The organism is Micromonospora inositola (assembly GCF_900090285.1).
GTDB lineage: Bacteria > Actinomycetota > Actinomycetes > Mycobacteriales > Micromonosporaceae > Micromonospora > Micromonospora inositola.
Window position 1 is genome coordinate 4,811,953 of sequence record NZ_LT607754.1, and the last position, 12,768, is coordinate 4,824,720.

Here is a 12,768-nt window from a genome sequence, read left to right on the forward strand (position 1 = left end):
CTACTTCGAGCTGGGCAGACCCCTCTTGAGCCTCTCCGCGCCACGGTGACCGGCAGGACGCATGCCATGAATGAGCCACACCAAACAGCGGTGGGCAGCCGATGTGAGAGCGAACCCGCCGGTCACCTCGACCAAGCCTGGCCGGGCTGCGGTCGTACCACCAGTAGATAAGTAGCCGATGACAGTGCACTTGATTGTCCTGTGGTGCAACGGTGTCCGGTTCCGGCGCGGCCGGGACGCGCGTGCGGTGCTGGTGGTGTTCGGCGCGGTGACCTGTGTAGGGCTGTGGCCGGACCTGCTGGTCGTTCCGGCCATCGTGTTGCAGCCAACGCTGGTTCTCGCTCCCGCACGCCGACCCGCCGAGCCCGGCGTAGCGGGTCGGCGGAAAAAACTTCTGGCAGGGTGTCGAGTGGGCCGACCCCCGTTCGACGCGTAGGTGAGAAGGCACCCTGACATGAGGAGACAGCGATGCGGTTCATGGTGATCACCAAGGCCACCGCGGAGAGCGAAGCCGGCGTGCTGCCCGCTACCGAAGATTTCGACACGATGGGCAAGTTCATCCAGGAACTGGTCGACGCCGGCGTGCTGCTGGACGCCGGCGGCCTCCAGTCCAGCGCCAAGGGCGCCCGGATCTACTTCGACGGCGACAAGAAGACCGTGGTGGACGGGCCGTTCACCGAGTCCAAGGAGCTCATCGGCGGTTACTACCTGGTAGAGATGAAGTCGCTCGAGGAGTGCGTCGAGTGGTTCAAGCGCTGCCCGATCCAGCCGGGCGTGGGGGCGCCGACCAACATCGAGATCCGGCGGGTCTTCCATGCCGAGGACTTCGGCGAGAACTTCACCGCCGAGCAGCAGGAGGCCGTGGAGAAGCGGCGCGCGAAGGTCGCCGGGAACAACTGATCAGCACAGCCTGGGAGACACGGGTTCGGCTCAAGAGCGAACCCGCCCGCGCGGCATGAGCACTGTTGCGTCCGATCGCGCGGTGGTGTAGACGGGGGCCGTGGCCACTGACACCCACCGTGCGATCGAGGCTGCCTGGCGGATCGAGGCGCCCCGGCTCATCGCCGGACTGACCAGGCTCGTCCGCGACGTCGGCGTGGCCGAGGAGCTGGCGCAGGACGCGCTGGTCGCGGCGCTGGAGCAGTGGCCGGCGGAGGGCGTGCCGCGCAATCCGGGCGCGTGGCTGATGACCACCGCCAGGCGCCGGGCCATCGACCAGATCCGGCGCACCGAGACCTTCAGGCGCAAGGTCGAGGAGGTCGGCCGGGAACTCGAGGAATCCATCCCGGACGTCGGCGCGATGGTCGCCGAGGACGACGGCATCGGCGACGACCTGCTGCGGCTGGTGTTCGTGGCCTGCCACCCGGTGCTGTCCGCGGAGGCCCGCGCCGCGCTGACCCTGCGGCTGCTCGGCGGCCTGACCACCGACGAGATCGCCCGGGCCTTCCTGGTGCCGGAACCGACCGTGGCGCAACGGATCGTGCGGGCCAAGAAGACCCTGGCCAACGCCCAGGTGCCGTTCGAGGTACCGCAGGGCGACGAGCTGGCGGCCCGGCTCTCCTCGGTGCTCGAGGTCGTCTACCTGATCTTCAACGAGGGCTACTCGGCCACCGCCGGCGACGACTGGATGCGCCCGGCGCTGTGCGAGGACGCCCTGCGGCTGGGCCGGATCCTGGCCCGGCTGGCCCCGCGCGAACCCGAGGTGCACGGCCTGGAGGCGCTGATGGAGATCCAGGCATCCCGGGCGGCCGCCCGCACCGGCCTGGGCGGCGAGCCGATCCTGCTGGCCGACCAGAACCGGGCCCGCTGGGACCAGCTGCTGATCCGCCGCGGCTTGGCCGCGCTGGAGCGGGCCGAGGCCCTGATCGACGGCAAGCCCGGCCCGTACGTGCTGCAGGCGGCCATCGCCGCCTGCCACGCCCGGGCCCGCCGCTTCGAGGACACCGACTGGGAGCGCATCGCCTGGCTGTACGAGCAGCTGGCCGAGGCGATGCCGTCCCCGGTGGTCGAGCTGAACCGCGCGGTGGCGCTGTCCATGGCGTTCGGGCCGGAGACCGGGCTGGCGCTGTTGAACCAGCTGATGGCCTTCCCGGCCATGCAGAACTACCACCTGCTGCCCAGCGTGCGCGGCGACTTCCTGGCCAAGCTGGGCCGGCACGCCGAGGCGCGGGTGGAGTTCGAGCGGGCGGCGTCGCTGACCCGCAACGAGCGGGAGCGGACCCTGCTGCTGGACCGCGCCGCCGCCTGTGATCAGCCGGTGCGAACGGACCATTCCTAAACTCCGAGTTTAGGAATGTCTTCTGGCCTCCACCGCAGCCCCGGGCACAAACACATGCCGCGGGACCGCCAGCAGCGCCTCGACGACCGACTTGTCCTGAGCGCCACCCCGACCACGGACCACCGCGAGCAGATCTCGCCTCAGGCCCGCCACTTCGGGCATCACCGACCGCTTCCCATCATCGAGAAGACCCCTGCCACGCAAATACGCTACGCCAGAACGTGACCCCGGCAGCCGACCCGACCCACGCTCGCCATCGTCACCGACCGCCGCTCAGCAGGCCGAAGGCGGGCGGGCCGCGCCGCAAGGTGTCGCCGCGGCTCGAGGAAGTCGCCGGCGAGACGCCGGGTTATGATCTTCTCCTTGTGAGAGGCCCCTTCCGGGGCCTTTCGTCGTTCCCAGCGACCAACGCCGTTTACACGGCCGTGAGGAGGCTGCCAGTGGGCTACCACGTGGTGATCGAGACGGACACCACCAGCGGTGAGCCGGTGGACGACGACCGGGCGGACCAAGCCGGCGGGCGCCTGGCCCCGCTGTGCCCGAGCTTCCTCGCCTCCACGCACGATCCGCAGGTGACCGTGACCCTGTACGTCGAGGGTGACGACGTCGGAGACGTGTTGCGGTCCGGGGTCGAGGCGGCGTTGCGGGCTTTCGAGTCGGTGGGGGAGCCGCTGACCTTGCGCTCCGCGAGCCTTTACACCGAAGCGGAGTTCGAGCGGGTCTTCCTGAGTGATGCCGTGTCGTAGTGGCGCGGGCCGCGTCAACGCGCGGATTCGTTGACGCGGCCATCGCTGGGCCGGACGCGCGGCGGTCCACTCCGGCAAGCGGGCCGCGGCGGCGCTAGTGCCTTGACCACAAACGTTGGCCGGGTTGGTCGCCGGCGGGGAAACGTCATACCGGTGGTGTTGGCTTCGGTTCGTGCCTCGTCGTCGGGATCCCACAGCTCCGCGGGTCGTGCATCGCACCGCTCGTGTAGCGGTGCGGGTGACGCCGGGGCAGCGGCGGCGGTGTTTCGGGCTGTTGCGTTCGGCCGGTGATGTGTGGGCGTGTGTGTTGGAGGTCAACGCATGGCGGCGTCGCCGGCACGACGCGCCGCTGGTCGGCTTTCAGGAGTTGTGTCGGGAGCTGTCCGGGTCCGGGCCGGGCACGTTCGCCGAGCTGGACTCCGTCGGGGCCCGGTCGGTGTTGCGCCGGTTCTCCGATGCGTGGTTCGCGGCGGCGAAGCGCCGCAGCGCGGGTGACGTGTTGGCGCGGTTTCCGCGTCGTCGGCGGGGGTTGGTGCCGGTGCGCTGGTATCACGGCACGTTCACCCTCGACGGACTTCGGGTGCGGATCCCGACCGCGAAAGGCGGTGCGCCGTTGTGGGTGCGTCTGGCGCGGGAGGTGCCGTATCCGGCCGGGCAGGTCCGCTCGGTCACCTTGCTGTGTGAGGGTGGCCGGCTGTTCCTCGACGTGACCGCCGAGGTGCCGATAGCGGTCTACCCACCCGGCCAGGAACCGGATCCGACCCGGGTGGCCGGGGTGGACCTGGGGATCATCCACCCCTACGCCGTGGCCGGCCCGGACGGGGAGGGGCTGTTGGTGTCGGGGCGGGCGATCCGCGCCGAGCACCGCATGCACCTCGCCGACACCAAATCCCGCCGTCGTGCTGTGGCGCGTCGGGCGCCGAAGCCGGGCCAGAAGGGATCCCGGCGGTGGCGGCAGTACCGCCGTCGGGTCCGCCTGGTGGAAGGCCGTCACCGGCGGCGGGTGCGTCAGGCCCAGCATGAGGCCGCCCGCACGGTCGTCTCGTGGGCGGTGCGGCAGCGGGTGGGTGTTTTGCATGTCGGTGACCCCAGAGGGGTGTTGGACCTGCCGGCGGGGCGGCGGCACAACCTGCGGTTGCGGCAGTGGCAGATCGGCCGGCTCATCCAGGTCCTCACCGACAAGGCCGCGCTGGCCGGCATCACCGTCCGGCTGGTCGACGAGCGCGGCACCTCGTCGACCTGCCCCGCCTGCTGCCGGCGGGTGCCGAAACCCCGTGGGCGGACGTTGTCCTGCCCGCACTGCGCGTTCTCCGGGCACCGCGACCTGGTCGCGGCTGCCAGCATCGCCACCCGTGTTCCGGGCGGCGGATCCACCACTCCCGCAGCGGTTGTGCTGCCGGAGGTGGTCACGCACCGTCGAGCCGGCCGGCACCTGCCCGGTGCCGGCCGGTCCCGACGTGACCCCCGCCGCCCACCCGGGGCGGCGCGAGGATCAGTTGGCCCGCGGAGGCCCGCCCCACCACCCGGTGGTGGGGAGTCGCTCGCCCCCACGGCGAGGATCCACAACACCCACCGGAAACCCGGTGAACGTTAGTGGACACCGCACTAGCAGGCTGTGTCGGCTGTGCCGACAGTCTCGACTCCGAAGAGCGCCAGGACTGCTGCCCGTACCTCCTTCGAATCGTTGGCCATCGCCGTACGAGCCTGCGCGAGCTGTGCCTCGACGTCGGCCTGCCGCTGCCGCTCAAGGTCGCCCAGCAGTTCCTCGACATCCGGCACGGACGGCTCGCCGGACAGCGCGCGCGGTGGCTGGAGGTCCATGAGGTGGCAGAGCAGGCGCAGCGGCCGGTGCCCGTACACCCGAGTGCCGCCGGGCAGGCGGGGAAGGCCGTAGGTGCGCAGCCGGGTCACGGCGCCGTCGAGCAGCGGCGTGGCCCAGTGGGCGTTGTCGAACAGGCTGTTCGAGGACGCCTCCGGCAGCCCGAGGCCGGCCACCACCTGGTCGACCTCCTGCGCCGCGATTTCAGCGACGACGAACACGTGGGGCGAGATGCGGCTGCGGCGGAAGACGTCCGACCAGGCGCGGCGCTGTTTCGGCGATGTCACCTGGGCAGTATCGGTACCGGCCGGCGCGGCGTTCACGCGGGGTGCCCATCGTGATCGTTCCGCTGGCGGGCCACCTCGAGCAGGTGGTCGAGGGCTTCCCGCGACCGGCCGGTCGCCGAGGCGAGCGCCGCGAGCGGGTCACCGTGCCCGCGACCGGCTACGTCCTGGAAGGCGGCCAGCAGGTCGGACTCGAAGCCCTCGGCCTTCGCACCCCGCGCCTGGGCGAGCTCGGCGAGCCGTCCCTCCAGGTAGCGCCGCACCATCACCTGGTACCCCCCGACGCTGGGCAGCTCGTGGAACTCGGCCACCATGTCGTCGACCTGCCGGCCAATGCGGTGCAGGACCGCTGACGTGACGCCGCTCTCCCGGATCTCGGGCGCCGCGTCATCGGCGACGCGGATGACGACCTCGTCGGGCCCGGTGAGGTCGGACGGTCCGGGGTTGGTGTGCCATCGTGCCGTGATGATGCAGCCGGCGTCCTCGCGGGACAGCTCAGCGGGCCGGGCGGGCATGGCGCGATCGCGATTCTCCTGGGACATGCGTACCTTTCTTTCCGGCGCCTCGTGGGCACCTGTTTGCCCGCCCCGGTGGCGGTGGGAGTCGTACCTGTTGATCTGACGGGGCTCAGGGAGCGGGGGTGGCCGCGCCCAGAACGCCGCCGAAGAACGCCATGACCGTGAAGGCGATCATCGGGCCGACGAAGACGTAGCCCAGGACGAGACCGGCGACGGCCATGCCGTGCCCCGACCTCGTGCCGTCCCGGGTCTCCCGGAGGGCGACGTGGCCGAGAATGACGGCCAGGATGCAGGGCAGCCCGAACAGGCACCAACCGCCGAGCACGCCGAGAATCCCGAGCACCAGCGACGCCGTGGCCATGCCCGACGTCAGCGGCGGCTGCACGCTGATCCGCTGTGCGACCTGCGGGTAGCCGCCGGGCTGGTAAGGCACGACCGAGACCGGCGGGTACGGGCCGGGCAGGCCGGACACCGGCGGGTACGGCCCCGGGACGCCGGAGACCGCCGGATGCGGGCGGGTGGCATCGTGGCCAGGCTGCGGGTACGTCATCGTTTCGGTTCCGTTCTTCGGTCGAGTTCGGTGAGCAGGACACTCACCTCGGTGTGCAGGCGGCGCAGCTCGGCGGCCGTGGGCGCCAGCTCGTAGCAGTGGTGGTGGGCGGCGGCCGACAGGGTCGCCCAGGCGAACGCGACGCGGCGGGCGACGCCGACCCCGGGCCCGAGCCGACCGCCCAGCATCAGCTGCTTCGCCCGGCCCTGCCGGCACGCGGCCACGGTCGGCTTGACCCGCCGCCAGTAGGCGTCGATGCCGCCCTCGAGAGCCAGCCGGATCAGGCAGGCGCACGCCCGTGGCCACCAGCCGACGGTCACCGCGGCCGTGCCGAGCGCGCCGGCGCCGCGCAGCATCTGGTCAGCCGCCGCCAGGCAGCGCAGGGGTGTCGGCGCGGTCACGACAGGGCCGCCGCGAGGTGGCGGGCGTCCGCGACCAGGCCGGGCAGGTCCGCCAGGTACGCCCCGTGCACGCCCTCCCTGCACGCCTTGTACGCGGCCACCGCCCGCGACCCGTGCCGGCGACTCAGATGTCCGAGCACGTCACCGCCCCGGTCGGCGTCGTCGAAGAGCGCCAACGCGACCGTGGTGGTCAGCCGCCGTGATGCGTCCGCAATGGCCGCCTCGATGTCGTCGTGCGGCAATCCGCGGGCCACCCGCCGCCGCCACACGATCCGGTGGCAGGCCGCCTCGATCGCCGAGCGGCAGAGCTCCGCCACCACCGGACCGCGCACCTCGGCGGCGATCTCCTCGTTGCGCGCGAGGGCGTGCGCGTCGTCGAGGTGGCGGGTCACCGGGTCGGAGCCGGGTCGCAGCGTCACCACCGACCGCTCGGCGCGGGTCACCTCGACGATCCGGGCCCGGCCCAGGTTCAGCCGTTCCACCGCCTCGGGCAGCCGGGTGTCGTGGGTGAACACGACGACCTGCCGCTGCTCGGCCAGTTCGGCGAGGACCCGCGCCAGCCCGTCGACCTTCGACGGGTCCATGCTCTGCACCGGGTCGTCGACCACGATGAACCGGAACGGGCTCTCCGGCGCGCACCCGCGCGGCAGGAACGTCGCCAGCCCCAGGGACTGCATCTCGCCCTGACTCATCACACCCAGGGCGGTGCCGTTGTCGGTGCCGTCCACACTGACCGGGAAGACCACCCGCCGCCGGGTGTTCGTGCCCTCCAGGGCCATCGCGCCCAGCTCGACGTTGCTCTCCTGACGCAGCTGCGCCCAGATCCGCTGCGAATGCTCGGCGAACGGCGCCACCCGCTGGTTGCGAAGCTCGGTCGCCGTGGTCTTCAACCAGCTCCGGGCGGCCTTCAACCGGGCGAGGGTCCGCTCCCGCTCCGGCAGCCGCCCGGCCGCGACCAGCCACCCCCGCAGGTCCGCCGCCGCGGCCTGCCAGCCGGTGTCCCGCTGGCGGAGCAGCGCCCTCGCGTATGAGCGGACATCCTCCGCGGCCGCCACGACCGCCGGGTACCGGGCGGTCAGGTGCTCGGCCAGTTCCTCCGGCCCACCGGGGGCCAGCCGCAACGCCGCCACGGCGTCGCGCAGCCCGGCCAGCGGCACGTCCGGGGCATCCGCGTCGGGCACGTCCAGGTCGTCGATCAGGTGGTGGGCCCGCTGCACCACGGCGTTCAGCCGGGAGGCGGCGGCCTGCGCGGCGAGCGTACGGTCCCGCAGCTCGTCCAGGGACGCGGCGGCCCGGGTCCGCCAGTCCCCGTCGAGCTGGCCGGTGGCGCAGACCGGGCACGGTCCGTCGCCCCGGTCGTCGTGGTGCTCGATGGCCAGCCGCAGCAGCTCCGCGCTGCGCAACGAAGCGCGAGACCGCCCACCGTCGTGGCGGCGCGCCGCCACGACGGCGTCCCGCAGCTGCCCGGCGAGCGCGACAACCTGGTCGACGTCGGGCAGGACCATGGCGGCCAGCCGCCGGCACAGCAGCACGGTCGCGTCGGCGGTCGGGTCGTCCGGCTCGTCGAGGATCGCGGCCAGCGCGGTCAGGTCGGGCCGACTGGCGGTGAGCAGGGTGGCCGCCCGGCGGGCCCGGTCGTCATCCACCCTGCCGAGCGTCGCCGCGCTGGCGGCGCGCTGGGTGCGTACCTCCTTGATGGCCGCGTCGACGGGCCGGGCGGCGGCCATCAGCCGGCGGTCGGCGTCGGTGATGGCGTCCAGGCCGAGGATGGCGAAGAGCGCGTCGAAGAGCTGGCTCTGCGTGCCGGCGGCGAGGCGCCCCAGCTCGGCGGCGGTGAGGAACGGCCGGTACAGCTCCAGCGGCCGGGCGAGCCCCAGCTCGGCGAGATCCTTGTGGGTGCCGCGCGCGCTGGTGACGGTCACCTCGGCCGCGCCCAGCTCCGCCCGGGACGACCAGGAGCGGACCACCCGAGTGGGCGTCGCGACCCCGTCGGCGCGCAGCTCGACGGCGACCCGGCACGGGTCGCCGTCGTGCAGGTTGCGCCACCCGGTACGCCAGACGCTGTTGCGGTCGGCCCAGCGGGCGCTGTCCCCGGTCAGGGCCAGCTCCACCGCCTCCGCGAAGCTCGACTTGCCGGAGCCGTTGCGCCCGACCACCACGGTCAGCCCCGGCCCGGGTTCGATGGCGAGGGTGCGCTCCGGGCCGACGCCGCGGAAGCCTGCGACGGTGACCGAGGAGAGCCAGATCCGCTCCCGCGGCTCGTCCGCCGCCGGGCGCTGCGGCTCCAGCGCGGTCGGCGCGCCGGCGAGCGCCGCGTCCAGGTCGGCCTCGCCGCTGAGCGCGGCGAGGACCACCTCGGCGGTGTCGTCGGGTACGCGGTCGGCGGCGAGCCGGTCGAAGATCAGCTCGACCAGGGGTTCGGTGTGGTTCATCAGGCGACCTCCCGGGGAGGGCATCGAAGCTGGATGGTTCCGGCTCGGTCCGGTTCGCTGGCGGTGGTGGTGCGACGACGCTGTGCGGTTGCCCTCTGTGAGAGTGATCGGCGGTCAAGCCGGCAGCGCAACAGGACAATCGGGGCTGGCCAGGCAGGCGAGGGCCGGTTGAGTGCCGCGGTGACCGATCGGGTCGACCGTCGGCGCGGCGGCCGGCAGGAGTCCCAGCGGCTGGTGCGGGTGAAATCCCGGACCGGCCCAGGCTGCTTGTACAGAGGTCATCGTCTTCTCCTCCAGGCGTGTGGTGTCCGCGGGTCGACGACTCGTCGACCCGCCCGAGGGGTGGTGGGGAAGCTGGTGAGCTGTGTCGGCAGTGGTCAGCCGACGGGCCCGGCGGCCGGGTCAGTGGGGAGACCGGCGTGCCAGTCCCGCAGGAAGGCGCCGACCAGGGCGTGGGCCCGCGGGCGAACATCGAAGGTCTCCTCGACCCGGCGACGGGCCATGTGCGACAGGCCGTCGGCGGCCTCGTTGAGGGCGTGCCCGCTGTGCCCCTTGACGTGCGCGAAGGACAGGTCCGGCCGGCGGCTCACCTGATCGGCCAGCCGGACCAGCGTCGGCCGGTCGGCCCACCGGCGCTGGCGCAGGCTGTAGCCGGCCGGCATCGCCGACACCTCACCGGCCTGCCACCGGCGCAGCCAGCGCAGCGCCACCGTGCTGTCCAGCAGCACCGTCATCCCCGCCGGCGCCTCCTCGTACGCCGAGAGCAGGAAGTCGACCGCCCGCAACTCGTTGATCAGCACCCGCGACGCCCCGGTCGGGTCGAGCCGACCGGTGCCCCGGCCGCGCAGGCCGTAGTGGCCGTCGCTGACCACGTACGCGATGCCGCCGGCACGTCCCTTCCAGCTGGCGTCGGTCGCGGCGACGACCGGCGCGGACGCCGCCGCCCACCGCGTGACCCGGCCACGTCCGTGCTGCTGGTCCGGCAGCGGCCGGCAGGCCGCGCCGTGCGCGGCGGCGAGCTGTTCGGCGGTGTCGAGGAGCTGCTCGGCCGAGGCGAGCTCGTCGTAGTGGACGGCGGTGAGGGCGAGGGTGACCGCGTCGCCGGTCCGCTGGCAGTGCGCGCAAGTGGTGCGACGGACGTAGTGGCGCAGGGGGAGGGCGCGGGCGTGCAGGGGAGTAGGGAGCAGGTGCAGGGCGCGGAGGAACTCATCGGGACGCACGACGCCTCCTGAAGTGTCGGGGAAAGAGTCAGAGCACCTTGATCGAGTCGACGAGGAGCAACGGAACCGTCGTCTCGCCGCCGATCTGCGTGTCGTAGCTGTACGAGCCGAGCACCGCGACGTTGGCCCGGAAGATGTCGTCCTCGACGAGGTCCGCCAGGTCCGACTCGGAGCCGGAGAGCATGGTGTTGGTCTCGTAGTCGTACTCGTCGGGCATCCGCCGGTGGGCGACGTCGGCGCGGAACGTGTCGGTGCCGGTCGCCGCGTCGAACTGGGTGACCCTGCCGTAGACGACGTAGTGCTTGCCGATGTACGCGTCCGGGTTCTTGGCGATGAGCTTCCACTGCCGGGCGCTCAGCGTCTTGTACGACGGCGGCTTCGGCGGCGGCGTGGTCTTCGTCGGCGACGGCGCGGCGCTGGTGGGAGCCGCCGTGGTGGGGGCGGCGCTGGTCGGCGCGGCGGTCGTCGGCGGGACGGTGCTCGGGCTGGCGGAGGTCAGGGTGGCGGCGGTGGTCTTCGGCTCGTCGCCGGAGGCGCCGATGACGGCACCGCCGACGCCGAGGGCGATGACGAGAGCGATGCCACCGACCGCCCAGGCCCGGGCGTTGGAGCGCTTGACGGGAGCGGCCGGGACGGCCACGGCGGGAAGGGTCCCGTCCTGAGGCTGAGCGGTGGGCGGGGGGACGGCGGGGGCCTCATCGGGCGGCACCGGGTTGGTCGGCTCGGTCATGACGGTCTCCTCTGTGAACAGTGGTGGGGGATAGGGGAAGGGCGGGGCGGGCGGCGGCGCGCGCCCCGGGTTGAGCGGTGGATCAGGCGAGGGAGACGGTCACACCGCCGGAGAACGGCGAGTCGTGCAGCTCGAGCTTGGCGAGCTTGACCTTCTTCGGGATGTCGAAGGCGACCACACCGGTGACCTGGTTGCCAGGGTTGATGTCGTTGAGGAACGTCTCGGCGTTCTTGTTGGCGTAGATGGCGGCCCCGCCGTCGGCGGAGTACTCGGTGCCGTTGGCGGCGTACGCCTTCTGGCTGCTGCCGTCGAACATCTGCGACTCCTTGCCGATGTTCTTGACGTTGACCGTGACCAGGCAGAACTGACCCTGGGCCTTGGCGCCGATCAGGTCGGTGCCGATCTTGGCGACGCCGCACTTGGACGACTTGACCGTGAACTCGAACTTGCCGTCCCGAGCCGGCTGGCCGATCTTCGCGACCTTGGCGGGCTTGTCGTCGCCCTTGTCGTCGCCGGCTTCGGCCTTGCTGCTGGTGGCGTCGTCGGTGGAGCCGGCGCCGCAGCCCAGGGCGACGAGACCAGTGGCGAGCAGAGCGAGAGTGGTGGCCTTGCGCATTGTTTTCCTCCTGCTATGAATGTGGCGGCGTCAATCAGAGCATCACGTGTGAACGTTGTCAACACACATGCTGCTTGACAGGTGTGACACACTCCGAAACGTGCAGGAGACAACGACCATCACCGCAGCGGAGACCGCCCGGCTCGCCGGTGTCGGTCGGGCCGCAGTCAGCAACGGGCGCAAACGGCACGCCGACTTCCCAACTCGGGTGGGCGGCACCGCGGCCAGCCCCGAGTTCGACCTGGGGCAGGTCGAGCAGTGGCTCCACGCCCAGGGGAAACTTCCCGAGTTGGCCAGCGCCGACCGGCTGTGGCGGCACCTCGCCGCCGCCAGCCAGTCACCCGCCGCCGGCCTGGCCGCCGTCGGCGCCCTGCTCCTCGCTCAGCAACGCGGTCAAGGCCCCGGTCGATCAGCCGACCGCAGCTCAAGCCGCTGCTGCCCGACATCGACGCCCTCGCCGATGAACTCGGACCGCAGGGCGCCTTCGACGCGCTGTGGCAACGGTTCTCCGCCCCCGGGCCCGGCCGCCCCTTCGCCACCCCGGACGACCTGGCCGATCTGATGGCCGGGCTCGCCGGCGTCGGTGGCGAGCCCGTGCTCGACCCGGCCGCCGGCTCCGGCGCCACGCTCCGAGCCGCCGTCCGGGCCGGTTGCACCTCCGCGTGTGGCCAGGAAATCGACGAGGACTTGGCCCGGCTCGCCGGATTGTGGCTGGCGCTGCGCTTCGGTAACGCCGTGGATCAGTCGACCAGCCGACGATGCGGTGGACCGGCTGACCAACGCCCGGCTCGACGGCGGGCGCCTGCCTCGCTTCGCGACCCGTCCGAGAGCTCAGAACTCTAGAAGAACAGGCGACCGATGCCGTCACCCAGGATGCGTGCGGCCGTATCGGCCATGAAGGCCGACACGCCTCCGTCGGCCACTTCGACGAGGAGGTAGCGGATGGCGCGTACCTGCGTATCCACGCCCGCGAGGTCCAGCGGAGTCGCCCGGGCGGCCTGCGGGGCTCGGGCCACGTGCTCGAGAAGATCCGGCTCCTCCGCTTCCGTCAAGCCGAGCAAGCCCTTCGCCCCCCGCAGCGCTGTGCAGAGACTCAGGACCTCATCTGCGGTGCCGGCAGGACTGTTCATGTGTTCTGCAATTCGGACCGGGGCCCTCGCGGGCCGATGATCGA

14 protein-coding genes are annotated in these 12,768 nt (G+C 72.3%); 5 read left to right on the plus strand and 9 right to left on the minus strand.

The annotated features are described in order from the left end of the window. Window positions 1-468 precede the first annotated feature (468 nt). The 4 genes from GA0070613_RS22910 to GA0070613_RS22925 all read left to right on the plus strand — a co-directional run bounded on the left by GA0070613_RS22910 (window position 469) and on the right by GA0070613_RS22925 (window position 4,618). Entirely contained in the window at window positions 469-900 is a 432-nt protein-coding gene (locus tag GA0070613_RS22910; protein ID WP_089014169.1) for a YciI family protein, read from the plus strand. A 100-nt stretch (window positions 901-1,000) separates the two neighbouring features. Further along, window positions 1,001-2,278: an RNA polymerase sigma factor gene (locus GA0070613_RS22915; RefSeq protein ID WP_089014170.1), complete on the plus strand. Its 1,278-nt coding sequence runs from the start codon at window positions 1,001-1,003 to the stop codon at window positions 2,276-2,278. 440 nt (window positions 2,279-2,718) lie between these two features. Then, entirely contained in the window at window positions 2,719-3,024 is a 306-nt protein-coding gene (locus tag GA0070613_RS22920; RefSeq protein WP_089014171.1) for a hypothetical protein, read from the plus strand. 238 nt (window positions 3,025-3,262) lie between these two features. Next, window positions 3,263-4,618 (plus strand): RNA-guided endonuclease InsQ/TnpB family protein, encoded by a 1,356-nt coding sequence (locus GA0070613_RS22925; RefSeq protein ID WP_269459064.1) that lies wholly within the window; start codon window positions 3,263-3,265, stop codon window positions 4,616-4,618. An 11-nt stretch (window positions 4,619-4,629) separates the two neighbouring features. Here GA0070613_RS22925 and GA0070613_RS22930 read toward each other — a convergent pair whose 3' ends face one another. The 8 genes from GA0070613_RS22930 to GA0070613_RS22965 form a co-directional block, all read right to left on the minus strand. Continuing rightward, window positions 4,630-5,130, minus strand: coding sequence for a hypothetical protein (locus GA0070613_RS22930; protein WP_157746459.1), 501 nt, complete (start codon window positions 5,128-5,130; stop codon window positions 4,630-4,632). A gap of 32 nt (window positions 5,131-5,162) precedes the next feature. Next, window positions 5,163-5,669 (minus strand): hypothetical protein, encoded by a 507-nt coding sequence (locus GA0070613_RS22935; protein ID WP_157746460.1) that lies wholly within the window; start codon window positions 5,667-5,669, stop codon window positions 5,163-5,165. An 85-nt stretch (window positions 5,670-5,754) separates the two neighbouring features. Continuing rightward, the gene (locus tag GA0070613_RS22940) at window positions 5,755-6,195 is read right to left on the minus strand and encodes a DUF4190 domain-containing protein (protein WP_089014175.1); all 441 of its coding nucleotides are present in this window, start codon (window positions 6,193-6,195) and stop codon (window positions 5,755-5,757) included. Continuing rightward, a complete protein-coding gene (locus tag GA0070613_RS22945; protein ID WP_089014176.1) occupies window positions 6,192-6,596 on the minus strand; it encodes a hypothetical protein in 405 nt (134 codons plus the stop codon). Before GA0070613_RS22945 ends, GA0070613_RS22940 begins: the two co-directional genes overlap by 4 nt. Next, window positions 6,593-9,028 (minus strand): AAA family ATPase, encoded by a 2,436-nt coding sequence (locus GA0070613_RS22950; RefSeq protein WP_157746461.1) that lies wholly within the window; start codon window positions 9,026-9,028, stop codon window positions 6,593-6,595. The genes GA0070613_RS22945 and GA0070613_RS22950 overlap by 4 nt, the downstream gene beginning before the upstream one ends. Before the next feature lie 377 nt (window positions 9,029-9,405). Beyond that, window positions 9,406-10,248 (minus strand): ribonuclease HI, encoded by an 843-nt coding sequence (locus GA0070613_RS22955; protein ID WP_089014178.1) that lies wholly within the window; start codon window positions 10,246-10,248, stop codon window positions 9,406-9,408. Window positions 10,249-10,276: 28 nt separating this feature from the next. Further along, on the minus strand, window positions 10,277-10,978 hold the full coding sequence (locus GA0070613_RS22960; protein WP_089014179.1) for a hypothetical protein: 702 nt from the start codon (window positions 10,976-10,978) through the stop codon (window positions 10,277-10,279). Window positions 10,979-11,060: 82 nt separating this feature from the next. Continuing rightward, window positions 11,061-11,594, minus strand: coding sequence for a DUF4352 domain-containing protein (locus tag GA0070613_RS22965; RefSeq protein WP_089014180.1), 534 nt, complete (start codon window positions 11,592-11,594; stop codon window positions 11,061-11,063). 100 nt (window positions 11,595-11,694) lie between these two features. On the opposite strand from GA0070613_RS22965, the gene GA0070613_RS22970 reads away from it, so the two are divergent. Next, on the plus strand, window positions 11,695-12,156 hold the full coding sequence (locus GA0070613_RS22970) for a hypothetical protein (protein ID WP_231929393.1): 462 nt from the start codon (window positions 11,695-11,697) through the stop codon (window positions 12,154-12,156). A gap of 277 nt (window positions 12,157-12,433) precedes the next feature. Here the strand turns inward: GA0070613_RS22970 and GA0070613_RS22975 are convergent, their stop codons facing one another. After that, entirely contained in the window at window positions 12,434-12,724 is a 291-nt protein-coding gene (locus GA0070613_RS22975) for a hypothetical protein (protein WP_089014181.1), read from the minus strand. Window positions 12,725-12,768: the final 44 nt, after the last annotated feature.